Source organism: Corynebacterium sp. HMSC05D08 (assembly GCF_001807215.1).
In the GTDB taxonomy this organism is placed as follows: domain Bacteria; phylum Actinomycetota; class Actinomycetes; order Mycobacteriales; family Mycobacteriaceae; genus Corynebacterium; species Corynebacterium striatum.
In genome coordinates this window covers 1-24,617 of record NZ_KV788328.1, presented here as the reverse complement: position 1 = coordinate 24,617, position 24,617 = coordinate 1, and the positions used below count along the sequence as shown (strand labels likewise).

Here is a 24,617-nt window from a genome sequence, read left to right as displayed (position 1 = left end):
ATGAAACTTTCAACGCAGCGTTCCCGTTGTGTTCGAAAGTGCTGGGTATGGCGTGTTATGGGGCAATGTCCGGAGGGACTAGTAGGTTGGTAGGCATTATGAATGATGCGTCTCCATTTTCTCCCGCCCCGCGCCCCGAAGGCCATGGCAGTGCTGGTGCCCCCGGCGATTCAGCCGGTGGATTCGGTGCTGGCCAGCAGCCGGATCTCTTCGGCGGCTTTGGGCAGCCTGCCCGCGCCGCCACTCCACCAGCCTCGGCCAGCCAGAGGCTCGCTAGTCACGCGGCAGCCGATCAGAGACCAGCTGGCCCAGATCCGCTGACGGAGGGGCTTAACCCGCAACAAATAGAGGCCGTCACGCACGCAGGATCGCCGCTGCTGATCGTGGCGGGCGCGGGTTCAGGTAAGACTGCCGTGCTCACGCGCCGCATTGCTTATCTCATGCGTAACCGAGGCGTGGCGCCGTGGGAGATCCTGGCGATTACCTTTACCAACAAGGCTGCGGCCGAAATGAAGGAGCGCGTCGGCCAGCTCGTGGGTCCGGTGGCTGAGCGCATGTGGGTCTCGACCTTTCACTCCATTTGTGTGCGCATCCTGCGCCAAAACGCTCAGCTAGTCCCAGGGCTGAATACCAACTTCACCATCTATGACGGGGACGATGCGCGCCGCCTGCTGACCATGATTGCCAAGGACATGCAGCTGGACTTGAAGAAGTACACGGCACGCGTGCTGGCTAACCAAATCTCGAATCACAAGAACGAGCTGGTTTCCCCTGACTATGCCTTGGCTGAGGCGGAGAAGACCAAGAATCCTTTCGACATTACGGTGGCTCGCGTATTCGACGAGTACCAGCGGCGCCTGCGCGCGGCTAATTCGGTGGACTTTGATGATCTGATTGGTGAGGTCGTCCGCATCTTCAATCAGCATCCCCAGGTGGTGGACTTCTACCGTCGTCGCTTCAAGCACGTGCTGATCGATGAGTACCAGGACACCAACCATGCACAGTACGCTTTGGTGTCTGCGCTGGTCGGTAGGGGAGAACTGGGGCCGGACGCGCCGGAGCTGTGCGTGGTGGGTGACTCTGATCAGTCCATTTATGCATTCCGTGGCGCCACCATCCGCAATATCCAGGAGTTCGAACGCGACTATCCGCAGGCGCACACCATCTTGCTTGAGCAGAACTATCGCTCGACGCAGACCATTCTGAATGCCGCGAATGCGGTGATTGCTAAGAATGAGGGCCGGCGCGAGAAGAACCTGTGGACCGCTCACGGGGAGGGCGCCAAGATCGTCGGCTACGTTGCGGACAACGAGCACGATGAGGCGCGCTTTATTGCCTCAGAGATCGATTCCTTGTCTGACAAGGGCCGCGACTATTCGGACATCGCGATCATGTACCGCACCAACAACGCGTCCCGCGCACTGGAAGACATCTTCGTTCGCTCCGGCATTCCGTACAAGGTGGTTGGCGGTACGCGCTTCTACGAGCGCCGGGAGATTCGTGACATGGTGGCTTACCTGCGCATCATCGATAATCCGGATGACACGGTGAGCCTGCGCCGCATCATCAACGTGCCGAAGCGTGCTATTGGTGACAAAGCCCAGGCCCAGATAGCACTGCATGCGGAGAACCTCGGCATCAGCTTTGGCAAGGCGCTTTATGATGCCGCAGCTGGCAACGTTGCGGGCCTGGGTACCCGCGCGGTCAATTCGGTGTCGAAGTTCAACGAGATGATGGAAGGTATCCGGGCCCAGATTCCGGGCATGACCAATGAAGTTACGCACCAGCCAGACCTAGGCGAGCTGTTGAGCGCAGTACTGGACGCCACCGGATACCGCGCAGAGCTGGAAAACTCCAACGACCCGCAAGATGGCGCCCGCTTGGACAACCTCAATGAGTTGGTTTCTGTAGCACGCGAGTTTAGCTCCGAGGCCGCGAACCAATTGGCATTCACTGGTGCCGATGTTGAAAACGACATAAGCCCGGAGCTCGCCGAGGGGGAGGCCCTGCCCGGCTCGCTCCAGGCGTTCCTGGAAAAGGTGTCGTTGGTAGCTGACGCTGACCAAATCCCAGACAATGAGTCCGGAGTGGTCACGCTGATGACGCTGCATACCGCCAAGGGCTTGGAGTTCCCAGTCGTCTTCCTCACCGGCTGGGAGGACGGCCAATTCCCGCACATGCGTTCTTTGGGGGACCCCAAGGAACTCAGTGAAGAACGCCGCCTGGCGTACGTAGGCATCACGCGTGCTCGTGAGCAGCTGTATTTCACCCGTGCGATTCTTCGCTCGTCGTGGGGCAATCCGATGACGAATCCGGCCAGCCGCTTCCTCGCCGAGGTCCCAGAGGACCTCATCGACTGGCGCCGTGAAGAACCAGACAGCTCGCTGTCCAGTGCATGGGGTGGAGATGACTCCTACCAATACGGTCGTTCTTATGGTTCGGATTGGTCTGGGTGGGGCAGGACCTCCCCGCGCGCTACGTCTTCCCCTTCGCAACGCACGCGGAAACCTGCCTCTTCGACCTCAATGCCAAAGAACAACCAGTTGAATTTAGTTGTGGGGGACCGTGTCAATCACGCTAAATACGGACTGGGCACGGTCATCGATGCCTCCGGCTCCGGTCCACGCGCCACCGTGACGGTGGACTTCGGATCGGCAGGCAAGGTGCGCCTCATGCTTATCGGCGGTGTTCCGATGGAAAAGCTTTAGGCGCTAGGGGGAGCTCGCTTAGATGATGATTCCACGCTGAGCGAACCACGGAACCGGGTCGACGGCTGCGCCGCCACCTGGGTGCACCTCGAAGTGGAGGTGCGGGCCGGTGGAGTGGCCCTCGTTGCCGATGACGGAGATCTGCTGTCCAGCAGAGACTCGGTCGCCGACGTTTACGAGGAGCTGGTCACCTGGCATGTGGCCATAGACGGAGATGGTTCCATCGTCGTGCCGGATGCGGATCCAGTGGCCAAAGCCTTGCGCCGGACCAGAGGAGATAACTTCACCGTCCATGATGGAGTAAATCGGCGTGCCAATCGGGTTGGCAATATCGATACCGTTGTGGAAGGTGCCCCAACGCGGGCCGAAGCCGGAGGTGAAGGTACCGGAGGTTGGGAACACAACGGTGTTTCCGGAGCTATCCTGGCCCTTGACTGGGGTCAGTCCGGAGTGGTCACCCGCTGGGGCATAAGCCTCAGCGAGGCCTGGGATGCTGGATGGGTCAAGAACGATGTTCAGGGCGCCGCCGTTGTTAGAAATCTCAGGTGAGACTGCGCCCGCCAAGACGCCGGCGGTGGACTTGGTGAGTCCAACGAAGGCGTCGATAAGCGTGGTGTTATCTGCATTAGTTGTAACTTCTGGCTTTGACGAGCCATCAGAGACGTCAACGCTGGCTGCCGGCTGCGCGGCGGAGGCGTTAGCGCCCATGGTGGTAGCAAGTGCAGTGCTCAAGGATAGAGCCGTGAGCGTCACAATCTTGCGTGCGCGGGAATTGCGCTTCATAACTTCAAGTCCTTTTCATGACGGAGCATGTTCGGGGTGGCTCGGTTAAGCCTGCGGGATGCCATTGATTTCAAGTCCGACACGCCGGGAAAGTTCAATCCCGGCTTGGCGGCCTGTTTGTGGCAACGAGATAAAGCTATCGGTCTTTTCCGTGAACTGCAATATCTGAAATTGCAGGTAAACGCCGGAATTTTTCGAAAATCATTCGAACATGCCAGCATGTTGCGCGTGTTACTGATGTGAAAGAAGTTATGACTGTGAAGTTTGGGTTTAATGTGTGGGGGTGTGTTGTGGGGGTGAATCCTCCTACGTGCTGAGAAACGCTGGATGAGCTGCGACAAGGCTGGTGCCTAGACCGCTTTCTAGGCGAGGGCTCGCTGCTCGTCGCGATCACGGGCAGTGATGTCACCGCCACGTCCCCGTGCCTGGCTCAGCGCAGAAATTGCGGCACCGGCCAAGGGCACTGCAATAACCACCAGAAGCATCCACCGGTCCGGTTGGAAGTACTCGATACCGTTAATTGAATACGGATTGGAGTTATAGAGATTCCGGGGAGCTTCGCTGAGGAACACGCCGACAGCTTGGCCCAACACATATCCCGTCAGCATGCTGACTCCGGCGATGATCCATGTCTGCCACGCACTAACCTTGGCCATCAAGCTCAGCGGCGCACCCAGCGAGTTATAGGTATCTGCTTCGCGCCGCATGGCAACGGCGGTATTCGCAATGATGAAGACCAAGGCCAGCACGCTGAGCACAGCGAGGATTGCAGCTGGGGCCCATTCATCACTCTGCGGAGTGCCGGTGAAGGAAATAGTGTGGGTTCCACCTGATGCTTGCTCGACAGCAAAGGAGATGCCCTCCCGCTCCTTTGGCGTAGGGGTCTCGTTAAAAGCTACTGCGGTTCCTAGTCGAGCTGCTTTAATATTCAGCTTTTCCGCGGCGCCAGGGCTAATCAGTGTTACGTCGCGCGCAAAAATAGGCAATGCCTCAACTGCCGGAAGCTTTGCAGTAGCGCTGCCGATGACGCTGCCATTTCTTTGCTCGGCGCGTTCTGCGGTGAAGCGTGCTTCGCTGCGGCCTTCCAAGTGGCGACCGTGGGCTAAGACGATGCCGCCCTGTTCAAGGGTGGCAGCTGCCTTGTCCTTGTCTGCCGGACTGTCGAAGTTGAAGAGATCGAGTGTCTCCGGCGTTGCCTCAAGGGTTCTTCCGTACTTCATCAGATCGCTGGTGGGAAGCCATGTCATCATTTCATGCGCACAGGCCTCGCGAGCCTCAGCTGAAGTATCAGTTGTTCGACCTTGCCTATCGATGAAGGTCGCTTCTTCGACGTTGTCTGTTGGATCCGTCTGCTCGCAGACGAAGTCATATTCCATCGTGAGTTTGACGCTGGGTACCTGCGAGTCCGGCAGATGCGCGGAATAAGGGTCCACGTAGCCGCGCAACTCCATCGCGTGGCCGGGTTTCTGAGCAAGCGCGGCATCGGCGGCGGCTGTTTCAGCACTTGAGTTGGGGTTATCAACGGCGTTTGAATAGTCATCGGTGGCGATGATCGCCGTTGAACCTGGGTTGACCAAGGTGGATTGCTCCTCCCACTTGGCGGCATCGAGGAAGGAAATCACAGAGCCCGCCGCTGCGGTGAACGTGATTGCTAGGAGCGCCACCGCAGTGGGAATGGTGCGCATGCCACGTCGCAGTAGACCTCGCCCGGCAAGGCGGAGAGCGAGGCCGCCGTGGCTGCATAGCCGGGAAGCCGCAAAAATGAGGGCGGGCGCACTTGCCCCGACGGCGATGAAGGCCAAAAGCCCCAAAGGGCCGAAGAGCTTTTGTCCTGCTGGTGTTAGGGAAAGGAGAACCAAGATTGGCAGGGCCATTGGCCCGTACGCCATCTCTTTACGCCAGTGCACTATGCGGTCAGGTCTGCCGCCTTGGATTGCGGTCGTCAGCGCCGAGCGTGCCGCCAACCAAGCTGGAATTGCTGCAGCGCACGTAGAGCCAAGGACCGCAATCGCCCAGATTTCCGCGCTCATCAGCCAGGGGATATCGAGGGGTAGACTTGGGAAGCGAATGCACCAGGCCGCGATACCGATGGCAAAGCCCAAGACTGCACCAATCGTCGCGCCCACTACTCCGGTGAGGAAGCCATATGCCAGCACGGCAGCGGCGATGTGCTTCGGTGAGGCACCCTGCGAGGCCATGAGCGCATAAAGGCGTAGGTTCTTACCCAACGCAAAGCTGAAGACTGGCGCAACGAGGACCAGAACGAGAAACGCTGCGAAGGAATAAACGCTCGCAACGAAAAGCAAGAAGAGGATCTCATCTCCGGTTAGGCTGGGTGTCACATCGCTGTTGGAATCAAGGTGGCTGTCGTACAGCGCCAGGCCCTTCTTGGCTAGGGCTTCTGCGTCATCCTCAGTGAGCTGGTGGCTGCCCACGATCGCCCACATGGCTTGGCCAGGATTGTGGTCCAAGTCTTCGTCGCTTACCAAAGCCGGTGCCGTGGCGTAGCTATCAACGCCGGGAACGATGCCCGCAACCTTAGCTTCTTTTCCTCCACTGACCTCCACCACGTCGCCAACGTCGGCGCCGATCTTCTTGGCCGTATCAGCAGAAAGAAGTACTTGCCCAGGTTGCAATTTATAGTGCTCCAGAAGCACCGCAGCCTCAGCGGGCGGATTGTCTACGTCGAACTGAGAAAAGGTCGTTCCAGCACTCTTAGAGCCAAAGCGAACAGGACCATGGAAGAAATTGACCACAGGGCTAGCCTGCAGGTCACCAGGAAGGGCCTCGTTCGCAACGTCGCGGAAGTTTCGCTCCGAACCGTTGTCGAATTCTGGTGAAGCTGGGCTAATGGTGCGATCCATGCTGTACATCAGCGAGCTGAACTGGCTTTCAGAGGATGTACCGATTCCGAACGCGATGAGTGCCGCGACCGGAAGAGCCACCAGTAACAGACCCGCGAGCGAGCGCCACGGGTGTTTGACCATGTCGCGCCTCGTGGGGCGCGTGACAGCCGAGAACGAAGACATGACTAGTTGCCCTCCTTGCTGAGTTTGCCGTCGCGGACCATGACCACGGAGTCGGCCCAGCCGGCAAAGCGTGGTTCGTGTGTGACCAGCAGTCCGGACGCTCCGGCGTCGATGCGCGAGCGCAGCAATTTCATGATCGAATCGCTCGTACTCGTATCGAGTGCGCCCGTGGGCTCATCTGCCAGAAGCACTTTGCGGGGCCCGATGAGTGCGCGTGCGATAGCCACTCGTTGGGCTTGGCCGCCGGAAATCTCTTCGGGAAAGCGGTCAGCAACGCCCTCGAGGCCGACCTCTGCGAGCGCTTCCTCGGCGGCCTCTCGGCACTTCTCGCGGGATACGCCGTCGAGCTCTAGAGGCAGTGTCACGTTCTCACCGACCGTCAGCGTGGATACCAGGTTGAAGTTCTGAAATACGAAACCCAAATGGCGGCGGCGCATGGTGGCAGACGCTGACTTGGAGAGATCGGCGGCATCCGCGCCGTCGATAAGCACCCTGCCCGAGGTCGGCGGGAGTAGGAGCCCGGCAACGTTGAGCAGAGTGGATTTACCGGAACCCGATGGCCCCATGACTGCCACAAGCTCGCCGGGGCGCAGCTGGAGATCGATGTTGTCCAAGGCCGTAACCTGCCGGGCGCCCGTGCCGAAGACGCGGGTGACCTCCTGCAACTCCAGGGGGAACGGTGCATGAGCGTTGGTGGTGGCGTTCATTGTTAATCCTCTTCCGGCTTGGTAGTGGGGGACAAAGATCTTGGAGTGGCTAAAGACTCTGCGCGATCGAGCCAACGGGAGAGCGCTTCGAGGTCGAAAATCTCCCTCTCTAGAGCCAACCTTCGTGCGCTGCGCTCTTCTGGCATTTCGGAGGCTTGTTGATTGAGGATGCGAAGCTGCTTCATCGTGGCAAAGCGCTGCGAATCCAAGATTCTTAGGGCATCAACGTCGCTGCGGCCGGCGGCGAGTGCAATCTTGAGCACGAGCTCGTCGCGCTCGATGGGCTGCTTGTCGACGCTGCGTGTCCACCACGCTGCAAGCTCGCTCCGGCCCTCCTCAGTGATGGAGTATTCAACGGCCTTTCTGCCCGTGGGGCCGGTAACCTCGCCGCTTTCTACGATGAAGCTGTCACGTTCCAAACGTTTGAGGGTTTGGGAAACTTGGCCGATATTGAGGGGCCACAGGCCCTCCATGGCATCGGCAAACTCGTGCTGTAATTGGCTGGCCGTGGCTGGCCTGGCGCTGAGAAGCGATAGCAAAGAATGTTTCATTGACATGGTCGGTGCCCGTTCTTGGGAGAGTTTTGGGAAGGACAGTGAGGGCGCTGGTATGCGATATCTGAAAAACTCGATGGTTACCGGGTAATCACTTTGGAGCTTACCGGGTAAGCTTTAAAGGGGCAATGGTCCGGCCTTCTTGGGGCAATCATTAGGGTAGCGGTCTCCGTTTGGGGACGATCCCACAAACTCGGGTTTTAGAATTTTTGAAACGAAGGTGGAAGGGGGCTTTTTCCAAGTATTTCGCTGTAGTTGAAAGACATTCTCTAAAAGAGATCTATTTCATGGCAGAGAAAAGGCAAAGAAAGCGGCTGAAAGCTTAAAAATGGCAATGAAGCTAAGTGCCTCATTGCCATTGCGAGATTAAGGGAAGGGGTGGGAAAAGAAGAAACTTTGGGGGCTTGAGCGGTCTTAGGAGATAACGATGCCGCGCTCAGCGAACCAAGAGATTGGGTCAACTGCGCCCTGGCCTGCAGGGTGGATTTCGAAGTGCAGGTGGGAACCGGTGGAGAAACCGAGGGAGCCCATGCCGGCGATCTTCTGGCCAGCGTGGACGCGCTCACCAACAGCAACGTCGAGGGTCTGCATGTGGCCGTAAACGGTCATGGAGCCATCGTCGTGCTGAATGCGGATCCACTGGCCGTAGCCGGAAGCTGGGCCGGAATCGATGACGGTGCCGTCCATAGCGGCGAGGATTGGGGTACCGACAGCGTTAGCGATGTCGATGCCAGAGTGGAAAGAGCCCCAACGTGGGCCGAAGCCGGAGGTGAAAGCGCCTTCTGCTGGGCGGGCTACGGACGGAGCGCGAGAAGCCTCGTCAGCGGCGGTGCGAGCCTCGGAAGCCTGAATTGCCTTGTTGAGCTGCTCGGTGAGGTCAGTGACCGGTTTAGCCTCAGCTACAGCGAGGATCTGTGGGGTAGCGGCTGCCACGGCATCAGCTGCCGCTTTGGCACCGTTCTGAACGTTCTCGAGGGCGTCAGACTCGTTAGCCAAGTTGTAGTCAACAGTCTGTGCCTTGGTGCCAGCATCTTCTGCCTGAAGGTTTGCAGCTGCTGCGCCACCAACGCCTGCGGTGGACACTGCTCCTGCAGCGATGGTCACCAGGGCTAGGCGACCCTTCGCCGTCTGCGAGGTGGTGATCTTGCGGTGACGGCCTGCGCTCCGCTGAGTCTTGCTTCGCATGAATTCTTCTTCCATTATCTTCACAATCACCCAATCGCACCCGCAATAAAATCAGTCAAAGTTTCGCGTTACAGCTTTGGGAGGTTGGTTATGCGATTGTGACCTTCCTGTTACCAACGAGATGTAAGAGTAGCGTCTCGAAAAAGTAACAGCAACCCGTTCTTTGGATTTTTCGGGAAAGTCGGTGAAATTCGCAGGAAATAGCAGAAAAATTTTGGATCACATTTGGCTCCATCAGCTGCTATTTGTCGGGGGTGGAAATAAATCGTCACTTGGAAGAGTCGCACTGTGTGTCTCTTCTTTCCTTTCCTTATATATAGGCCTATTGCGCATCTCATGATTTTCATGAGAGTTTTGGCGTCTTAAAACCAGGCGAAAGCGCTGCCTTCTTGTAGAGGGTTAAAGGATTTGCGTACCTTGTCGTCGTGCCAACCTTATAACCGCCTGGTGCCGTGGCAAAGTGGAGCCGATGAACAAAAACACCAGCCCTCAAACGCGGTCGGCCTCCCGCTCGCGCGCGCAAGTGCGCGAGCGGGGTGGAACCGCTAGTTCTAAATCCGCTGCGCGCGTTGCCAGCAAGGTCGGCTCGCAGGCACGAGCACGCCGCGCCACTGCACCGACCACGATGGCCGGGCGCATTCGCCGCATGCTCTGGACCGTGGCTATCCCCAATGTCGTCGTTGTCCTCATCGTGCTTTCGGTAACACTGGCTGCGTTGTTGTTGACCAGCTCGCCGCTGGCGTGGCTGCCCACCATCGTCGCGGAATCGTTGATGGTCTTTAATCTCGCGCCTGTATCGGCAGGGGGCATTGAGCTCTCTGTCATGCCTTTGCTGCCCGCGGGGCTTCTCGCTTTTGTGGTGGGGCATAGGGTGCGCCAGGCCATCAAGCATAAGGTGAGCATCAACGATCTCCTTGTGCTGCTGGCGTGCGTGGTGGCGGTCCCATTGGTTCTGACGATCATCGCGTGGCTGATGCTGTGGGACGCGGGCAAGGTTTATGACGTTTCCCCGCCGAACTTCTTCGCCGTTCTGCCACGCATGTTGCTGCTACACCTTGTGGCCTTGGCGGGCGGCATGGGCCCACGCTTGTGGAAGGCGCTGGCGAAGCGATTCGGTTTTCCGCGCATGCTTGTCGACGCCGCGGTTACCGCCCTGCGTTACCTTGGCGCGCTAAGTGCGGTCGCCGCGTTAGTTTTTGTCATCGTGGGGATCCTGGGTTGGTCCCGCCAAGGGCAGTTGATGGATTCTTACCCGGCAATCGACGGTGTGGGAACGTTCCTTCTGTATTGCCTGAGCCTGCTTTACTTGCCCAATGCGATCGTGGGGACTAGTGGCGTCCTTGCTGGCTCCGAATTCCAGTTTGGCCCTGAGAGCAGCGTGAGCTTGTTTAGTATTCACATGGTGCCTTTGCCACCGCTGCCTATCGTCGGCGTGGTTCCGGGGGCTGTGTCCTCGTGGGCAATCGGTTTGTTGACGCTGCCCATCTGCGCGGCCATTGTGGTGGTCTGGCGGGCACGCCGTCATGTGAGCTTTGCTTTCGCGGCTGCAGCGACTGTGTTCGTTGCTTTCTTTACTCTGATTGCAAGCTACTTTGTGACTGGCACCCTCGGTACATATGGTGCGACCGGTCTGAACATCTGGTCCACTACCGGGCTGGTGGCACTGTGGTTCGCGGCCATTGCGTTCGCCTTTGCTTGTGCCTTTGCGATCGGCGCATGGCATGCTTCCCGCAGCGCTTCTGCTTCTGCAGCCGCAGCTGCTGATGAAGCAGAAGAGGTTGCAGGGGAAGCGGCCCTGACTGATGGTGACACCACTGGGGTCGACGCTGGGGCTGACGCTGGGGCTGAAGCTGCGGCCAGTGCAGCGCCCGACGACGTCGTGAATGCGGACGTAGTGGACGCAGAGATAGAGGAATCTGATGCCAGTGATACCGGTGATGCAGGGAAAGCCGAAGGTGCTGACGATGCTGAAGAAACAGAAGATATAGAGGAAAGCACGGTTGGCGAAGCGGGAGCTCCCTCCTCGGAGACTGAAGAGGCTGCGGGGGAACCTGTGGAAGAGGCTGCGGAGGAGCCGGCAGACGAGCAGCCGAACCAAGCCCAGGGCGACGTGGGCGTAAGCAAGGAAGGCGCCGAAGCCGTAGAGGAAGATCTTGAAGTAGTGGAGGGAGAAATCGTCGAAGAATTCCCGCAAAAGGGGTCAAAGGACTAGGCTAAGTGCCGTGACTTCACAGCATCAGCCACAAGGTGAAAACGCCCGTAACTCCCGTCCGAATGAAATCGTGGTTCTGGTTTCCGGAACCGGCTCACTCCTGCAAGCCATCATCGATGCACAGGATGAGAACTATCGTGTGGTCAAGGTCGTCGCTGACGTGCTTTGCCAGGGAATCGAGCGCGCCCAAGCCGCAGGCATTGCCGCAGAAGTAGTGGAGATGGGCCAAGACCGCGCCGAATGGAATAAGCGTCTGGTTGCCGCAGTGGATGCTGCGCAACCAGACATTGTTGTTTCAGCTGGTTTCATGAAGATCCTGGGCGCAGACTTCCTGTCCCGCTTTGAGGGTCGCACCATCAACACCCACCCAGCACTGTTGCCATCCTTCAAGGGCGCCCACGGCGTCCGCGACGCATTGGCATACGGAGTGAAGGTCACAGGTTCCACCGTCCACTTTGTCGATGCCGGCGTAGACACCGGTCGCATCATCGCGCAGGAACCCGTAGCGGTCCGCGCTGACGATGATGAGGCCAGCCTGCACGAACGCATCAAGGTGGTCGAACGCCAACTCATTGTTAAGGTCCTGCGTTCCGCCCAGGTTTCCCAGGAATCCGACAAAACCATTTCGATTCAGCTCTAAAACTTTTAGGAAGGCTTTCTCCGCACTATGAGCGATGACCGTAAGCAAATCAAGCGCGCCCTGATCAGCGTCTACGACAAGACCGGACTCGAGGACCTTGCTCGTTCCCTCGACGCAGCTGGCGTTGAGATTGTTTCCACCGGTTCCACCGCTGCCAAGATCGCAGACCTTGGCATCAACGTCACCCCAGTGGAGAAGCTCACCGGCTTCCCAGAGTGCCTCGAAGGCCGCGTGAAGACGCTGCACCCGAAGGTCCACGCTGGAATCCTGGCTGATACCCGCAAGTCGGATCACCTCGCGCAGCTCGAGGAGCTGGGCGTCGAGGCTTTCCAGTTGGTTGTTGTAAACCTGTACCCATTCCGTGAGACCGTTGCCTCCGGCGCTGACTTCGATGGTTGCGTTGAGCAGATCGACATCGGAGGCCCATCCATGGTCCGCGCTGCTGCGAAGAACCACCCATCCGTGGCCATCGTTGTGGACCCGGCTCGTTACGGCGACGTCGCTGAAGCTGCCAAGAACGGTGGCTTCTCCCTCGAGGAGCGCCGCGCTCTTGCTCGCGACGCCTTCCTGCATACCGCTGACTACGACGCGGCCGTCTCCGCATGGTTCGTGGACCAGCTCACCGAGGGCGGCGCCACCACGACGCTGCGCTACGGCGAGAACTCCCACCAAAAGGCCACCGTTACCCGCGATGGCTCCGGTAAGGGCCTGGCTAACGCGCAGCAACTGAACGGCAAGGAGATGTCCTACAACAATTACCAGGATGCTGACGCCGCGTGGCGCGCCGCCTGGGATCATGAGCGTCCGTGTGTTGCCATCATCAAGCACGCCAACCCGTGCGGTATCGCCGTGTCTGATGAGTCCATCGCTGCGGCACACCGCGCTGCGCATGCGTGCGACCCGCTCTCCGCATTCGGTGGCGTCATCGCCGTCAACCGCGAGGTCTCCGTCGAGATGGCCAAGCAGGTCAGGGACATCTTCACCGAGGTCATCGTCGCTCCGTCCTACGAGGATGGTGCCGTGGATATCCTCAAGGAGAAGAAGAACCTCCGTATCCTCGTTGCCGAGCACGAGGCTCCGGCAGAGGAAATCAAGCACATCTCCGGCGGCGTTCTGTGCCAGGAGCCGGATACTTACCAGGCCGAGGGCGATAATCCGGAGAACTGGACGCTGGCCTGCGGCGAGCCGCTCAACGACGCTGACCTCGCTGAGCTTGAGTTCGCATGGCGCTCCGTCCGCTCTGTGAAGTCCAACGCCATCCTGCTGTCCAAGAACAACGCCTCCGTGGGCGTGGGCATGGGCCAGGTCAACCGCGTTGACTCCGCCAAGCTCGCCGTCGAGCGCGCTAACGCCCTAGCCGAGGATGGCGCCGAGCGCGCACGCGGCTCGTTTGCCGCCTCCGACGCATTCTTCCCGTTCGCAGATGGCCTGGAGGTTCTCCTCAACGCTGGTGTCAAGGCTGTTGTGCAGCCAGGCGGTTCCATCCGTGACGAAGAAGTCATCGAGGCCGCTAAGAAGGCTGGTGTAACGATGTACCTCACCGGTACCCGTCACTTCTTCCACTAATTCGCTATCGCGAATTAGTAGGTTGCGCCGCTAATTAGGCGCAGCGCTAATTAGCTGAGGGGCCTGGCAGTTTATGGTTGCTGGGCCCCTTTAGACGTTTTCGGATGGAACGTCGCTCATGGTCGTTGACGCAGTTGAGGTTGGCGTCGACACCGTGTCTGCTGGGGCGTCTGGAGCGTCTTTTGACAGCAGAAAATATGCCGCGGCGCCTAAGACAATGGAGAGGAAGAGGAAGGAGGCAATCAGACCTATGATTGCGCCGCTAATCAATCCTTTGCCGTTGTGCGCTGGCATTTGCGCGCCGAAGTTATTAGGTTGCGTAGCCGATGGTGGGTGCGTGGGGTTTGTACCGGGGACAAAAGATCCGCAACCAAATTGTGGCGATGATTGTGGCGCAGAAAACTGTGGGTAGCCAAACTGGGGCGATGAATTAGGACGCGAGTTATTAGGCTGCGAGCCGAAACCTGGATAGTTCGTCATAGGGAATTCTAAAACGGCCTTTCCTCAACAAAGACGGTGGCGAATCACATAAGAAGTGATAGCAATAGTGACAATGTAACCGAAGATTTGGCTACTTCACCTACTGCCAAGGAAATTTCCCCAGATCCGCCTACTTCGGGGGAGTTCGGCACAAAAATTAGCTGGTCGAAGGGCACGCGTGTGTCATAATCAGAAATCTAAGTAATTACCGTATCCCTGCATAGAGGAGACCGTTTTGTCTGGCGAAAACAATGGCTTTGGCCCCCACCAAGGCGCAAACGAAGCACCCAATACCAACCCTTGGGCAATACAGTCAGACGGGCAGAACGCGGCGGATCAACCACAACAGCAATTCCCGCAAGGCTACTCAGAGCAGGGGTACCCGCCGCAGGACAACGGCCAGTACGGGCAGTCCAACATGGGTTCACCATTTGTTGGTGACTCCGCGCCGTACTATGCGCAAGGCGGATACGGTCAGCAGTATGGTCTTGAGTATGGTCCTGCGGATTACAGCCAGGCGGCGCCGGTGTACCAAGAAAAGCAGTCGAGCGGTACGAGGTGGGCAATCATTGCTCTCATTGTGCTTGCCGTCATCGCGCTCTGCGCTGCTTTGGCATTTTTCCTTCTTAAGAGCGGCAGCGATGAGAAGAACACCAGCCCGATGCTGACAACCTCTGCAGCAACAACCACCGAGGCGCCACCAACCGAAGAAGCGGCCAAGGTTCCGAAACGCCCAGCGTATCCCTCGCTTCCGGCCGGTGCGGTGGCCGCAAACGAGGCAGCTATGTCTGGAGCTGCGGGCGGAGACCTGAACAACGTCTACCGTGATTCCACGATGACCTCTCCTGAGTTCGCGCGCGCCGTCCGCGATGCATACGTAGAGCATTACCTATCTACCAAGGAATATAACGCGGTCATCACCGCGTATAGCCCGGTTACTGGCATCACCTACACGATGGATTGCCGTGACAACGGCGAATATGTCACCTGCACGGGCGGCAACAACGCCATTGTGTACATCGTTTAATCAGCTTCGGCAGAGAGACAGGACCCAACTAGATGAAGAAAAAGAACCTGTGCGGCCTAGGCCTTCTATGCGTGGCTTTGACTGCAAGCGCTTGCACTATCGGTGATGTGGAGGAAAGAACGGAAGTGAGCATGACTACCAGCACGGATGTGGACCCACGCCCCACTTTGAGCGGGCAGACGATGGTGCCCGATGCAGATGCTAAAGGCGATGATGGACAGTCTGACAAGGACCCAGTTCCTGCTCCAGCGGGGGAGAACGTCCAGGAAGCACTGCAGAAGATCGTCCAAGACGTGGAAAGCAAGTACGGCGGTACCGCAGGAATCGCCGTTGCTGGTCAAGACAAGGTCTATAGCGCTGGTATTTCTGAACCGCGAGCCGCATGGTCTACCTCGAAGGTGCCGGTGGCCATTGCCGCAGAGCGCGCTGGTTCGGCAGATCCTTCGATGATTTCTCAGGCCATTACCTATTCCGATAATGCAGCCGCAGAAAATCTCTGGCAATCCCTTGGTGGAGGACAGTCCGCAGCTAGTGCTGCGAGCGCGGTTCTGGCTGAAACGGGGCTAGACGTACAGGTACAGCCCACGATTACGCGTCCGGGGTTCTCCGCTTTCGGACAGACCCAATGGACAGTTGCTGATCAAGCGCGCTTTATGGGGCAGTTGGGTTGTATCGCACAGGGCAGCGGGGTGCTCACTGCTATGGCTTCCTCTGATCCTGCCCAAAGCTATGGCTTAGGCAGTCTCGATAATTCATCTTTTAAGGGCGGTTGGGGCCCAGATACTTCGGGCGCCTATGAAGCACGGCAGATGGGCACGGTAGAGCTCAGTGGCGAGAAGATTGCAGTTGCTATTTACGCGACGTCGCCAAGCGGCGCCTATGGCTCGGCGCAACAAATGCTCAGTGCATTGGCCACCGAATTCGCAGGTGCAAAGGTTAAGTGGCCTAAAGCGGCTTGCTAGTTGGCGCTCCAGACGGTGCTGAACTGGCCGGTGTCTCGCTGGCTGTAGTCAGAAGAGGTGCTGTCTGGGACGATTGTGAACTCGCTGCCATTAATCAGCAGCTGGCTGACGTTGTTGAATGTAGCGGTGTAGGAGGTGCCGCTTCCCGAGGCAGTGCCAACGGCTGGGCCGCTGGACCAACTGCCGCGGTAGACCAAGCTGGAGCCTTCGTCACAGATGACGATGTGTGCTGATGGTGCGGACTTCTTGGCTGCGTACACGGCCTCGCCGCCGTTGCACTGCGCGCCGGGGATTCCGTCCCAGCCATTGGCACTAAGCCCTGCCGGATAATCCTCGCGCTGCGTAGCGGTGTGGGTTTTCTGGCGCGGCTGCTGCCTGTGCTGATAGCGCGGCGAATTATTCTGCGCCGGGGAAGAAGAAACCTGGGTAGGCGTTGGGCCAGACTCGGTTTCTTCCGAGTTCGTGACGGGTTCTTCCGCAACCTCCGTCGACGGCGGTGCTGGAGCGACAGGTGGCTGCTGAGCCTCGTCGCTCTTCTTATCCACCCAGACCACGCCGCCGCCAATCAGCATGGCCAGGATGACTGCCAAGATGCATAGGATCGGAACCCAGTTTCGCGAGGGCTGCGCGGCGGGCGCTGTAAAACCCCTCGGCTGCGTCGACTGGTAGCGGACATTTGGGTTGGTAAAGGGATTCTGCTCGCCAAATCGGGATTGCGACTGCGCGCCCGAGTACATATTCGGGGGCAGCGAAGGGTAGTGATTTGGGCCTTGGTTAGGGTTGGTCATTGCATCCTTCGGCAAAGTAATCGGCGATAGGAAATAACTGCAGGCAGAAACTATTCGATGCTTGAGCAGTGAGCACTAGCGTCTGTCTTCTACGAGCGGATATGCTACCCCATAAGCGGGGTAGATAGGGTGATTCTGAAGATCTGCATTTGCATCGGGTGTGATGAAATATACGCGTGAATGATTCCCGTGTAGTGAGTTGGCTGGAGCGTCAAGGATACGTAAACGTCCGGCGCATCGGGGGCGGCGGCATGGGAACCGTCTTCGCAGCCACCGATATTGATCTAGGGCGCAACGTTGCAATCAAGACGGTGTTGCCGGAGCTACACAACGAAGAAGGGCTCAAGCGCTTCTACAATGAAATGAAGGCGCTGGCGGCCATCCATAGCTCCTATGTCACGCACATAAATAAGAAGCTGGCCGATAACGAGGGCAATCTTGGCTTCGAGATGGAGCTTTTCGAAGGCGGCACGTTGGAAGAGCTCATCCGTGAACGTCGCCATAATAACGAGCCGGGATTTAGCATCAGCGACGTCGTCAAGTACTTGCGCCCCGTGGCCAAAGCACTGGACCAGATGCATTCGATGCGCCCGGATGGGTGGATTCACAGGGATGTAAAACCGGCCAATATCTTGCTACGCCGCCGGCCCACCGATAGCGGTTATAGCGTTCTGAGCGACTTCGGTATCGCGATCTCGGAGGGGCAGTCGCGCCTGACTGCTATCGGTAACGTCATCGGAACCGAAAACTACTCCTCGCCGGAAAGTAACTCCCGTGACTACAGCGGGCAAGAAACATCCTTTTCAGGTGATAACTATGCGCTAGCACTCATCGCGTTTGAGATGCTGACCATGTATCACCTTAAAGAGATGGTGCCGGATTCTGCCTGGCGTGCAAAACGCACAGTCCCGGCGATGGGCACCCCGGCTATCATGGCACGGCTTGATCCACAGGCGGCAATGGTCACTCAGCAGATTGATGCAGTGATGGAACGGGCACTGGATAACACTCCGTATAAGCGTTTCCCAGAAGCCTGCCAGTTCATTGACGCATTGGAGGCCTGTGGAAAAGGTGGAGCCGAACTTAATGCGCGATCCGCAGTTCCAGAAAGCCAAGCAACCAACTATCCGGCAAGCGGCCAGCTTCCCGCCATGGGCTTTGGAATGGGCAGCGCGCATAACCTCGCCGGAGGTGCGCAGAATTGGAGCAACCCCGCGATGGGTTCGGTGCCTTCTTATGGCGGTTCTAGTAATGCGCCGTTTAGATCAGGAATCAATCCGGGCGCGTCTATGCCCTCAGCGCGCCCCGTTCAGTCTGCGCAACTGCCTCAGCAGGTTCAATCTGCTCGGCCGGCACAGCCTGCTCGGCCGGCGCAGCTCGCGCGGCCGCAGAAGGACAACAACAATGCGTTGATGATTACAGCGACGATTCTCATCATCCTTGCTATTGCCGTCACTACGATTGCGCTAGTAACCAGTTAACTTTCGCGCTTGTAGATATTAGTATGGACTTTTGAAAAATCCCCCTATCCATCTATCCTCAACTTCGAAAGCGTCTCATCTATGCAGCCCAATGCCAGCTCGCCGGCAAACTCTGGACCATGGCTTCAGATCAATGATTTGGTCGGGCAGATACACCGGATGGGCCCGGGAGACGAGCTCATAGTAGGCCGTGCTGGTGACTTTGTAGTAGGCGCTGAGGATTTGGACCTGCACCGCCAGCTATTCCAGCTGTGGTACTCCGGTCAAGGCTGGATGCTCGCCAACGTGGGCCGCCATATTCCTCTTTATATAAGCCAGCGCAATGTTCGCTCGCATTCGCGCATCGAGGTCGGTCCGCGCGGCTTGTCGCCCATTCCGCCAGGGCCGACCGCCGTAACATTCACCACGCCAGATTGCGTGTATGAGATTCACATCGACGTTCAAAACAATGACATGGTTCGTCGCACCCCGCGTCCACTGGATGAAAGCAGGGGCCAGACGCGTACCCGCCACGTACCGAATGACGAGCAGGAGCTGTTGCTGCGTCAACTGGCAAGTTGCCTTCGCGCGCCGGGCGCCACGGATGCCAATATCCCCACAATCCGCGAGCTAGCGCAGGCGCTTGGCTGGACTGAGAAGAAGACCAATCAGAAGATCGACCGTCTGATTGAGAACCTGAAAGAAGATGGGGAAGCGGTATATAAGCCCTATAAGAACTGCTTGGCTCACTATGCGGTTCAGCGCTATCGTTAAGTGCTAGGAAGACTAGCGCACCTAGCATCTAGAGTATTTCTCGTATCGACACTGAAAAAGAAAGCGCACACTATGACTTATCCGTATCCGCAGCAAAAAGATAAGTCTGGCGTGGTGCCTATCGTCGTCGGAATCGTCATTCTCGTCGCAATCGTGGCCGCCGCTGCATTCTTCTTGCTCGGGCGTGGCGGCGAGAAAACTGAGCAGACTGCGCAGCAGGAATTTAAGCCGGTGGAATCAACTGCCGCTACGGCAGAGACGACTTCCGCAGCGTCTAGCACCAAAGAAAGCCCAAGCCCGTCCGTAGTAACCGTGACGGAAACAGCGCCTAACCCGGAAGAGCATTACGACCACGGGCGCGATAAGTCCACGGTTAGTGGCGGCATTTTAACTGACCGTGGCTGGTCCGGAAGCTATGCCTCATGCACCGCGGGCGAGGACCTCATCCTTGCCGGCACCAGTGATGACGGCAAGGTCGTTGTCTGCGGCAACTCGGGCGGCGCTACCTACCGTTCCGATATGTTCGGTGGCACCTTGGAGCTGCCCGCCGAAGGTCACGAAGGCACCTACCAGGTTGATGCCTATCCTTCTTCCATCGTGGTCAATGCTGACGGTCTGCGCGTCTACCAAGACAACGTGGCCGTAGAAAGCGTCACCTGGAACGACTACTGGCAGCGATAGGTGCTTGCTTGGCAGCACCACGCTGCACACACTAATTAATTGCTGGACTTCTTCTTACGATCCGCGGCAGCAGCAGCGGCAGAGGAGATGGAGTCGTGGCGGTTCTTGAGCAGCTCAAGAGTGGTCTCTTCTGCGTTGTCCGGAACCTTTGCACCGAGAACGGCTAGCGCGGCGTCGGCAAGCATGGCGGCAGTTTCTGGAACCCGCTGCGATGCGTCGAAAGGAGGCGTGCCATTATTTGGGCGCATCTCGATCACAGAGAGTGCGATGTGGAAGGGGAGCTCGATGCGGGGGTCATCCTTGCCAACGATGGAGGCGGCGATAGCGCGGAAGTGGCCTTGGAGGGCGTCACGTTGCTCGTGATACTCCGAGAACTCCGGAGAATTTGCCACCGGCAGCTGGTAGAGGCGGCCGACGTTCCAAGCGCTGGTCAACAGCAGTCGCGACTCGGCAGCGACCAGAGACCACAGGCGTTGTTCTGCGGATGCATCGGAAGCCGCGAGTTCTTCAGCGAGTTCCAAAGAAGGTTCGATGGTCGAGTTCAGGAGGGTCAAGAAGATTTCCGTCTTGGATGGGAAATGATAATACAACGAGGCCTGACGGATGCCGACCGCATCAGCGATCTGGTGCGTCGAGGTCGTAGCAAAGCCCTGCGTGGTGAAGAGCTCGGATGATGCATCGAGGATTTCTTCACGGGCAGTCGCTCCACGGCGGCGCGGGCTGTTCTTGCGCGGCCTACCTACAGTTCCAGCCATATGGTAGGACGCCTCCTTTCGTTGGAATGAATGTTAATTCATAAAGCCAGTTAAGTGTACTCGCTAGTATGCGAAGCAACTAATTATTTGGTGATTGGGTGATATTCGGGGTGCCGTTGAGTGATGGACTCAAAAATCGCGGAGACAGTTCGGCATGCCGAACCATAGGCGGTGCGGTCCAAGGGCGGCAGATCTTCCAAGACAGCGCTGTGGCTGTCGACGCCGTCGCGCCACCTGCGCAGCTCCAATGCAATGCCTGTGCCCCAGGAAAGACTTAAGGCCTCAGCCTCGGAGGCTTCGAGCCACTCTCGCTCCACGCCGATTGCTAAGCGGTCTGGGGTGGGGCGTGGGGCGGGTGCTGCCCAGCGAGCGATGGCCGCAATGGGGGCGAGTAGACCTGCCTGCACATCCACAGGTGCATTTCTGTCGGGCAAACCATCTACGAGGCGCAGTGCCGGCGGGCGTTGGTCCAGTGCAGCGCTGAGGAGCTCGGCCTCGCTGCCCGCGCCTAGTGGAAGACCGGCGTCGGCACGACTAGCCGTTGATTCGGCTACAGAAGAGCCTTTGAGTCCGGCATCGCTGATGATGGACTCTAGTTCAGAATCATCACCTAGCCAAGTGACAACCATCGAGGGCAGTGCGTCACCGCGAGCAGCCGGGCCAGATAGGCGGACTGGGCTGGAAACGCCAGGGGAGCGGACGATGTCAGTAATAACACGCGAGAACCAGGCAGCCAGCTCAAGCTCGTCTGCGCGGTGATCGAGCGAGTTGCGCAACAGGTCCTGGGCCTCAGCTAGAAGACCGCGGGCTGTGGCAGGGGATTGGCAGTGCGCAGCCAACTCGCTGAGATCAGCCAGTGATTGGTGCAGTGGCATGCGATGAAGAGCCCTTTCAATGTAATCGGTTGTTGGATAGAACCAATCTATCACTCACTCGAAAGGGGCTGATGGCAGAATCTGTAATTATTGCCCTTTTGCATGGTGCTAAGTAAGGCATTGGCCTCAATGCGTGCCGGTTAAAACGAACAAATGAAAACAAACAAAACCGCCTAGCCTTCAACGAGAATTGTTGAAAGCCAAGCGGCTTTGTAGGTTCTTTTACCGTGTCACACTTGCCAGCGGCAAAAGTGCGCTGTTGAGAAACCCAGCTACTGATTTAGCGGGCGGTGAACGGCAGGAGAGCCATTTCGCGTGCGTTCTTCACAGCGGTAGCGACTTGGCGCTGCTGCTGTGGGGTAAGACCGGTTACGCGACGGGAACGGATCTTGCCACGGTCGGAGATGAACAGACGCAGGGTCTTAACATCTTTATAGTCGACAGTCTCGATACCCTCAGCCTTCAGCGGGTTCTTCTTCGGGCGACGAGTCTGTTCCATGCGGAACTTCTTTTGGTTATTGCGCTTGATAGCCATTGTGCAATTACCCCTTTACCAGCTGGACTTACGAACGCCTGGCAGCTCACCACGGTGAGCCATGCCGCGCATACGGACACGGGACAGGCCGAACTTACGGAGGTAACCACGTGGGCGGCCGTCGGCTGCGTCGCGGTTACGGATGCGGGAGCGGGAAGCATCGCGCGGCTGACGGTTCAGCTCGAACTGTGCATCCAGACGCTCCTCGTCCGGGGTGTTCGGGTTCTTGATGATGGCCTTGAGCTCAGCGCGACGCTCCGCGTAGCGGGCGACGATTTCCTTGCGCTGCTCGTTCTTGGCGATCTTCGACTTCTTAGCCATAGATTATCGCTCCTCGCGGAATTCGACGTGCTTGCGGACGATCGGATCGAACTTCATCAAAGAGATGCGATCCGGATTGTTGCGCTTGTTCTTACGGGTCACGTAGGTGTAACCGGTGCCCGCTGTGGACTTCAGCTTGATGATTGGACGGATGTCATTACGTGCCATCTTTAGATCTTCTCCCCACGTGCGCGAATCTTGGCGACGACGGACTCGATGCCATCGCGGTCAATGATCTTGATGCCCTTTGTAGAGACATTCAGGGTGATGGTACGGCCCTCGGAGGGCAGGTAGTAGCGACGACGCTGCACATTGGGGTTCCAACGGCGCGAAGTACGGCGGTGCGAGTGCGAGACCTGCTTGCCGAATTCCGGCTTGCGGCCCGTTACCTGGCAAATAGCCGACATGGGTCTTCTTTCTCCTAGCCGCCCACATCGTGGCTACTGACGGTTATGCCTATCTGCGGTGAGGCGCAGCGCTCGGAAAGTGAGGTTGAGCTTGGAGGGCAAGACCGTCAAACACCAGTAGACGGGGCGTAAAACGTATACTTTGACAACAGCAAGGGGAAATCTTACAGCCCAAAGCGCGAATTACCTAATCGCCCCTGTGGCTACCGGATTGCGGTGCGCCGGAGGTTTCTTTCGGCTCGGAGCTTGGGCTTTAGCATTGTTAACGGGTGTGGTTGATGTGAATAATCGGCTTTGTAACACTCACTAGTTGTTAGCACCGAATCGTTTCCACTCGTTTCAACATCTCTTTTAGGACACGGTTTTCATCTTTTTGGGACACGGTTTTGGGGACACGATCCGGGGTTTGGGAAAGTTGCTGGTCGGGTGTAATATGTTCCGAGTTGTCGACGTCTGCGCCCAGCAGGGGCGGAGGAGTTGACGCCGTTTATTAATCTGCACATCCCAACTCGGGCACGATCTGCGCCGCCGATTACTGTAAGTAAGTTGCAAGTTTTAGGGCTTTGCCAGGCAAAAGAGCGTAGAACCGACCCGTAGTTTCAACCCTGAGGGAATAAATATGAAGAAGGATATCCACCCGGATTACCACCCGGTGGTCTTCAAGGATGCCGGTACCGGCCACTCGTTCTTGACCAAGTCCACTGCTACTTCCGACCGCACTGTTGAGTGGGAAGATGGCAACGAGTACCCGCTGATCGTCGTTGACGTGACCGCTGAGTCCCACCCGTTCTGGACTGGTGCACAGCGCGTTATGGATACCGCAGGCCGCGTTGAGAAGTTCAACCAGCGCTTCGGTGCCATGGCTCGTCGCAAGAAGAAGAACGCGTAAGGAGGATAGAAGAAAATGGCAACTCCTAAGTTCAAGATGTCCCGTGCGAACACCCGTGCACGCCGCTCCCAGTGGAAGGCTGACAACGTCGCCCTCCAGGAAGTCACCATCGATGGCCAGACCGTGCGCATCCCGCGTCGTCTCGTCAAGGCTGCAAAGCTCGGCCTGGTTGACGTAGAGCAGTTCTAATTTGGAGTAATCCTATATAAAGGAACACTTTGAATTTCGAGCCCGCGCAATTTAGCAGATTAAATGCTAAATCGTGCGGGCTTTTATTGTGCCCATTTACTCTGACCTTTCTTCGTCGCTTCAGGCGGGGTATCACCTTGCGTTGCTTTGCGGGAGTGTATGGGGAGCATATGGCCTACGTTTCGAAAATCCCACAAAATAGTTCATAATTAAATCTATGAAAATTCTTGTCGTAGATGATGAGCAAGCCGTGCGTGAATCGCTTCGGCGTTCTCTCAGATTTAATGGCTACGATGTCCTGATTGCTAGCGATGGTGTTGAAGCTGTCGAGACCGTTCGTAGTGAAAACCCTGAGCTCTTGATCCTCGACGTAATGATGCCCAACATGGACGGGCTCGAGGTGTGCCGTACGCTGCGTAGCGAAGGCTGGGACCGTTCGATTTTGGTTCTGACAGCACGCGATGGTGTCTCTGACCGTGTCGCAGGTCTCGATGCTGGTGCTGATGATTACCTGCCAAAGCCTTTTGCGCTTGAGGAGCTTTTGGCTCGCGTGCGTTCTTTGGTTCGCCGCGCTGCTGCTAATTCGATTGGCGTAAAGACAGCATCCAAAACCCAGCTCTCCTTTGAGGATCTGCATCTCAATGCAGATACCCGCGAGGTTAAACGTGGCGAGCGTGCGATCTCTTTGACCCGCACGGAATTTGCGCTTCTGCAGCTGTTGATGGAAAGTCCCCGCAAGGTTCTTTCACGAAACACCATCCTCGAAGAGGTGTGGGGATATGACTTCCCTAGCTCCGGAAATGCGCTCGAGGTATACATCGGCTACTTGCGTAAGAAGACTGAAGGGGGCGGTGAGTCTCGCCTAATCCATACCGTGCGCGGCGTCGGTTACGTGCTTAGGGAGAACAGAACGTGATTCTGAGGAAGCCCACGCCAGGCGTGGAGGCTTCCGATCAAGAACAACCGTCCCCAGTCTCCGAGATTGCTGGGAGTAGGGGAAGTTGGGCTTCTCGGGCGCCACTGCGGTGGCGCCTTTCGCTCGTTACTGGCCTAGTGGTGTTATGTCCATGGGCTTTTTGGACACGGAGTC

At 57.7% G+C, this 24,617-nt stretch carries 26 protein-coding genes; 13 read left to right on the top strand and 13 right to left on the bottom strand.

Features of this window, described 5'->3' with window-relative positions:
- The first annotated feature begins 98 nt into the window (after positions 1-98).
- On the top strand, positions 99-2,708 hold the full coding sequence (gene pcrA / locus HMPREF3148_RS05975) for a DNA helicase PcrA (RefSeq protein WP_005530201.1): 2,610 nt from the start codon (positions 99-101) through the stop codon (positions 2,706-2,708).
- A gap of 18 nt (positions 2,709-2,726) precedes the next feature.
- Here pcrA and HMPREF3148_RS05970 read toward each other — a convergent pair whose 3' ends face one another.
- The gene (locus HMPREF3148_RS05970; RefSeq protein WP_005530200.1) at positions 2,727-3,491 is read right to left on the bottom strand and encodes a M23 family metallopeptidase; all 765 of its coding nucleotides are present in this window, start codon (positions 3,489-3,491) and stop codon (positions 2,727-2,729) included.
- Between the two features lie 27 nt (positions 3,492-3,518).
- On the opposite strand from HMPREF3148_RS05970, the gene HMPREF3148_RS05965 reads away from it, so the two are divergent.
- Positions 3,519-3,734 (top strand): hypothetical protein, encoded by a 216-nt coding sequence (locus tag HMPREF3148_RS05965; RefSeq protein WP_005530197.1) that lies wholly within the window; start codon positions 3,519-3,521, stop codon positions 3,732-3,734.
- A 119-nt stretch (positions 3,735-3,853) separates the two neighbouring features.
- Here HMPREF3148_RS05965 and HMPREF3148_RS05960 read toward each other — a convergent pair whose 3' ends face one another.
- From HMPREF3148_RS05960 to HMPREF3148_RS05945, 4 genes are all read right to left on the bottom strand, one after another.
- Positions 3,854-6,520, bottom strand: a complete 2,667-nt coding sequence (locus HMPREF3148_RS05960; protein WP_049062797.1) for an ABC transporter permease — start codon at positions 6,518-6,520, stop codon at positions 3,854-3,856.
- Between the two features lie 2 nt (positions 6,521-6,522).
- On the bottom strand, positions 6,523-7,227 hold the full coding sequence (locus HMPREF3148_RS05955; protein WP_049147539.1) for an ABC transporter ATP-binding protein: 705 nt from the start codon (positions 7,225-7,227) through the stop codon (positions 6,523-6,525).
- Positions 7,228-7,229: 2 nt separating this feature from the next.
- Positions 7,230-7,784 carry a PadR family transcriptional regulator gene (locus HMPREF3148_RS05950; RefSeq protein WP_034657203.1) on the bottom strand — a complete coding sequence of 185 codons (555 nt, stop codon included), beginning with the start codon at positions 7,782-7,784 and terminating at the stop codon, positions 7,230-7,232.
- 411 nt (positions 7,785-8,195) lie between these two features.
- A complete protein-coding gene (locus HMPREF3148_RS05945) occupies positions 8,196-8,966 on the bottom strand; it encodes a M23 family metallopeptidase (protein ID WP_034657240.1) in 771 nt (256 codons plus the stop codon).
- Between the two features lie 469 nt (positions 8,967-9,435).
- On the opposite strand from HMPREF3148_RS05945, the gene HMPREF3148_RS05940 reads away from it, so the two are divergent.
- Genes HMPREF3148_RS05940 through purH form a run of 3 tightly spaced genes read left to right on the top strand, consistent with a single transcriptional unit; the run spans position 9,436 to position 13,384 of the window.
- Positions 9,436-11,178 (top strand): cell division protein PerM, encoded by a 1,743-nt coding sequence (locus tag HMPREF3148_RS05940; protein WP_070508890.1) that lies wholly within the window; start codon positions 9,436-9,438, stop codon positions 11,176-11,178.
- A gap of 10 nt (positions 11,179-11,188) precedes the next feature.
- A complete protein-coding gene (gene purN / locus HMPREF3148_RS05935) occupies positions 11,189-11,818 on the top strand; it encodes a phosphoribosylglycinamide formyltransferase (RefSeq protein WP_005530186.1) in 630 nt (209 codons plus the stop codon).
- A gap of 27 nt (positions 11,819-11,845) precedes the next feature.
- Positions 11,846-13,384: a bifunctional phosphoribosylaminoimidazolecarboxamide formyltransferase/IMP cyclohydrolase gene (gene purH, locus HMPREF3148_RS05930; RefSeq protein ID WP_070508888.1), complete on the top strand. Its 1,539-nt coding sequence runs from the start codon at positions 11,846-11,848 to the stop codon at positions 13,382-13,384.
- A 90-nt stretch (positions 13,385-13,474) separates the two neighbouring features.
- Here the strand turns inward: purH and HMPREF3148_RS13505 are convergent, their stop codons facing one another.
- On the bottom strand, positions 13,475-13,678 hold the full coding sequence (locus HMPREF3148_RS13505) for a hypothetical protein (RefSeq protein WP_141741071.1): 204 nt from the start codon (positions 13,676-13,678) through the stop codon (positions 13,475-13,477).
- 421 nt (positions 13,679-14,099) lie between these two features.
- Here HMPREF3148_RS13505 and HMPREF3148_RS13175 point away from each other — a divergent pair, with 421 nt between their 5' ends.
- Both HMPREF3148_RS13175 and HMPREF3148_RS05920 read left to right on the top strand, forming a co-directional pair.
- A complete protein-coding gene (locus HMPREF3148_RS13175) occupies positions 14,100-14,891 on the top strand; it encodes a hypothetical protein (protein WP_053087989.1) in 792 nt (263 codons plus the stop codon).
- 131 nt (positions 14,892-15,022) lie between these two features.
- Positions 15,023-15,853 carry a serine hydrolase gene (locus HMPREF3148_RS05920; RefSeq protein ID WP_239662672.1) on the top strand — a complete coding sequence of 277 codons (831 nt, stop codon included), beginning with the start codon at positions 15,023-15,025 and terminating at the stop codon, positions 15,851-15,853.
- Here HMPREF3148_RS05920 and HMPREF3148_RS05915 read toward each other — a convergent pair.
- Positions 15,850-16,641 (bottom strand): hypothetical protein, encoded by a 792-nt coding sequence (locus HMPREF3148_RS05915; RefSeq protein WP_070508887.1) that lies wholly within the window; start codon positions 16,639-16,641, stop codon positions 15,850-15,852. The two genes, HMPREF3148_RS05920 and HMPREF3148_RS05915, sit on opposite strands and share 4 nt — an antisense overlap.
- Positions 16,642-16,817: 176 nt before the next feature.
- Here HMPREF3148_RS05915 and HMPREF3148_RS05910 point away from each other — a divergent pair, with 176 nt between their 5' ends.
- From HMPREF3148_RS05910 to HMPREF3148_RS05900, 3 genes are all read left to right on the top strand, one after another.
- Positions 16,818-18,122, top strand: a complete 1,305-nt coding sequence (locus HMPREF3148_RS05910; protein ID WP_070508885.1) for a serine/threonine-protein kinase — start codon at positions 16,818-16,820, stop codon at positions 18,120-18,122.
- Between the two features lie 81 nt (positions 18,123-18,203).
- Positions 18,204-18,875 carry a hypothetical protein gene (locus HMPREF3148_RS05905; protein ID WP_049062801.1) on the top strand — a complete coding sequence of 224 codons (672 nt, stop codon included), beginning with the start codon at positions 18,204-18,206 and terminating at the stop codon, positions 18,873-18,875.
- A gap of 72 nt (positions 18,876-18,947) precedes the next feature.
- Complete coding sequence (locus HMPREF3148_RS05900; protein ID WP_049062802.1) at positions 18,948-19,556, top strand: hypothetical protein; 609 nt, start codon at positions 18,948-18,950, stop codon at positions 19,554-19,556.
- A gap of 35 nt (positions 19,557-19,591) precedes the next feature.
- Here the strand turns inward: HMPREF3148_RS05900 and HMPREF3148_RS05895 are convergent, their stop codons facing one another.
- From HMPREF3148_RS05895 to rpmB, 6 genes are all read right to left on the bottom strand, one after another.
- Positions 19,592-20,311 carry a TetR/AcrR family transcriptional regulator gene (locus HMPREF3148_RS05895; RefSeq protein WP_005530165.1) on the bottom strand — a complete coding sequence of 240 codons (720 nt, stop codon included), beginning with the start codon at positions 20,309-20,311 and terminating at the stop codon, positions 19,592-19,594.
- Positions 20,312-20,394: 83 nt separating this feature from the next.
- Positions 20,395-21,186, bottom strand: a complete 792-nt coding sequence (locus tag HMPREF3148_RS05890) for a hypothetical protein (protein WP_046646347.1) — start codon at positions 21,184-21,186, stop codon at positions 20,395-20,397.
- Positions 21,187-21,466: 280 nt separating this feature from the next.
- Entirely contained in the window at positions 21,467-21,715 is a 249-nt protein-coding gene (gene rpsR, locus HMPREF3148_RS05885) for a 30S ribosomal protein S18 (protein ID WP_034657238.1), read from the bottom strand.
- A gap of 21 nt (positions 21,716-21,736) precedes the next feature.
- Positions 21,737-22,042 (bottom strand): 30S ribosomal protein S14, encoded by a 306-nt coding sequence (gene rpsN / locus HMPREF3148_RS05880; protein ID WP_005530158.1) that lies wholly within the window; start codon positions 22,040-22,042, stop codon positions 21,737-21,739.
- Between the two features lie 3 nt (positions 22,043-22,045).
- Positions 22,046-22,210, bottom strand: coding sequence for a 50S ribosomal protein L33 (gene rpmG, locus HMPREF3148_RS05875; protein ID WP_005530156.1), 165 nt, complete (start codon positions 22,208-22,210; stop codon positions 22,046-22,048).
- Between the two features lie 2 nt (positions 22,211-22,212).
- On the bottom strand, positions 22,213-22,449 hold the full coding sequence (gene rpmB, locus HMPREF3148_RS05870; protein ID WP_005530153.1) for a 50S ribosomal protein L28: 237 nt from the start codon (positions 22,447-22,449) through the stop codon (positions 22,213-22,215).
- A gap of 619 nt (positions 22,450-23,068) precedes the next feature.
- Between rpmB and HMPREF3148_RS05865 the strand changes: the two genes are divergently transcribed.
- The 3 genes from HMPREF3148_RS05865 to HMPREF3148_RS05855 all read left to right on the top strand — a co-directional run bounded on the left by HMPREF3148_RS05865 (position 23,069) and on the right by HMPREF3148_RS05855 (position 24,443).
- The gene (locus HMPREF3148_RS05865) at positions 23,069-23,338 is read left to right on the top strand and encodes a type B 50S ribosomal protein L31 (protein ID WP_005530151.1); all 270 of its coding nucleotides are present in this window, start codon (positions 23,069-23,071) and stop codon (positions 23,336-23,338) included.
- A gap of 15 nt (positions 23,339-23,353) precedes the next feature.
- Positions 23,354-23,527, top strand: coding sequence for a 50S ribosomal protein L32 (gene rpmF / locus HMPREF3148_RS05860; RefSeq protein WP_005530148.1), 174 nt, complete (start codon positions 23,354-23,356; stop codon positions 23,525-23,527).
- 217 nt (positions 23,528-23,744) lie between these two features.
- Positions 23,745-24,443 (top strand): response regulator transcription factor, encoded by a 699-nt coding sequence (locus HMPREF3148_RS05855; RefSeq protein ID WP_005530146.1) that lies wholly within the window; start codon positions 23,745-23,747, stop codon positions 24,441-24,443.
- The last annotated feature ends 174 nt before the right edge of the window (positions 24,444-24,617 follow it).

What these genes read in the sequence shown, in the direction of transcription:
- pcrA (WP_005530201.1), top strand. Translation starts at nt 99, where the DNA reads ATGAATGATGCGTCTCCATTTTCTCCCGCCCCGCGCCCCGAAGGCCAT.
- HMPREF3148_RS05970 (WP_005530200.1), bottom strand. Translation starts at nt 3,491, where the DNA reads ATGAAGCGCAATTCCCGCGCACGCAAGATTGTGACGCTCACGGCTCTA.
- HMPREF3148_RS05965 (WP_005530197.1), top strand. Translation starts at nt 3,519, where the DNA reads ATGTTCGGGGTGGCTCGGTTAAGCCTGCGGGATGCCATTGATTTCAAG.
- HMPREF3148_RS05960 (WP_049062797.1), bottom strand. Translation starts at nt 6,520, where the DNA reads ATGTCTTCGTTCTCGGCTGTCACGCGCCCCACGAGGCGCGACATGGTC.
- HMPREF3148_RS05955 (WP_049147539.1), bottom strand. Translation starts at nt 7,227, where the DNA reads ATGAACGCCACCACCAACGCTCATGCACCGTTCCCCCTGGAGTTGCAG.
- HMPREF3148_RS05950 (WP_034657203.1), bottom strand. Translation starts at nt 7,784, where the DNA reads ATGTCAATGAAACATTCTTTGCTATCGCTTCTCAGCGCCAGGCCAGCC.
- HMPREF3148_RS05945 (WP_034657240.1), bottom strand. Translation starts at nt 8,966, where the DNA reads ATGCGAAGCAAGACTCAGCGGAGCGCAGGCCGTCACCGCAAGATCACC.
- HMPREF3148_RS05940 (WP_070508890.1), top strand. Translation starts at nt 9,436, where the DNA reads ATGAACAAAAACACCAGCCCTCAAACGCGGTCGGCCTCCCGCTCGCGC.
- purH (WP_070508888.1), top strand. Translation starts at nt 11,846, where the DNA reads ATGAGCGATGACCGTAAGCAAATCAAGCGCGCCCTGATCAGCGTCTAC.
- HMPREF3148_RS13505 (WP_141741071.1), bottom strand. Translation starts at nt 13,678, where the DNA reads ATGCCAGCGCACAACGGCAAAGGATTGATTAGCGGCGCAATCATAGGT.
- HMPREF3148_RS05920 (WP_239662672.1), top strand. Translation starts at nt 15,023, where the DNA reads ATGACTACCAGCACGGATGTGGACCCACGCCCCACTTTGAGCGGGCAG.
- HMPREF3148_RS05915 (WP_070508887.1), bottom strand. Translation starts at nt 16,641, where the DNA reads ATGACCAACCCTAACCAAGGCCCAAATCACTACCCTTCGCTGCCCCCG.
- HMPREF3148_RS05905 (WP_049062801.1), top strand. Translation starts at nt 18,204, where the DNA reads ATGCAGCCCAATGCCAGCTCGCCGGCAAACTCTGGACCATGGCTTCAG.
- HMPREF3148_RS05900 (WP_049062802.1), top strand. Translation starts at nt 18,948, where the DNA reads ATGACTTATCCGTATCCGCAGCAAAAAGATAAGTCTGGCGTGGTGCCT.
- HMPREF3148_RS05895 (WP_005530165.1), bottom strand. Translation starts at nt 20,311, where the DNA reads ATGGCTGGAACTGTAGGTAGGCCGCGCAAGAACAGCCCGCGCCGCCGT.
- HMPREF3148_RS05890 (WP_046646347.1), bottom strand. Translation starts at nt 21,186, where the DNA reads ATGCCACTGCACCAATCACTGGCTGATCTCAGCGAGTTGGCTGCGCAC.
- rpsN (WP_005530158.1), bottom strand. Translation starts at nt 22,042, where the DNA reads ATGGCTAAGAAGTCGAAGATCGCCAAGAACGAGCAGCGCAAGGAAATC.
- rpmG (WP_005530156.1), bottom strand. Translation starts at nt 22,210, where the DNA reads ATGGCACGTAATGACATCCGTCCAATCATCAAGCTGAAGTCCACAGCG.
- rpmB (WP_005530153.1), bottom strand. Translation starts at nt 22,449, where the DNA reads ATGTCGGCTATTTGCCAGGTAACGGGCCGCAAGCCGGAATTCGGCAAG.
- HMPREF3148_RS05865 (WP_005530151.1), top strand. Translation starts at nt 23,069, where the DNA reads ATGAAGAAGGATATCCACCCGGATTACCACCCGGTGGTCTTCAAGGAT.
- rpmF (WP_005530148.1), top strand. Translation starts at nt 23,354, where the DNA reads ATGGCAACTCCTAAGTTCAAGATGTCCCGTGCGAACACCCGTGCACGC.
- HMPREF3148_RS05855 (WP_005530146.1), top strand. Translation starts at nt 23,745, where the DNA reads ATGAAAATTCTTGTCGTAGATGATGAGCAAGCCGTGCGTGAATCGCTT.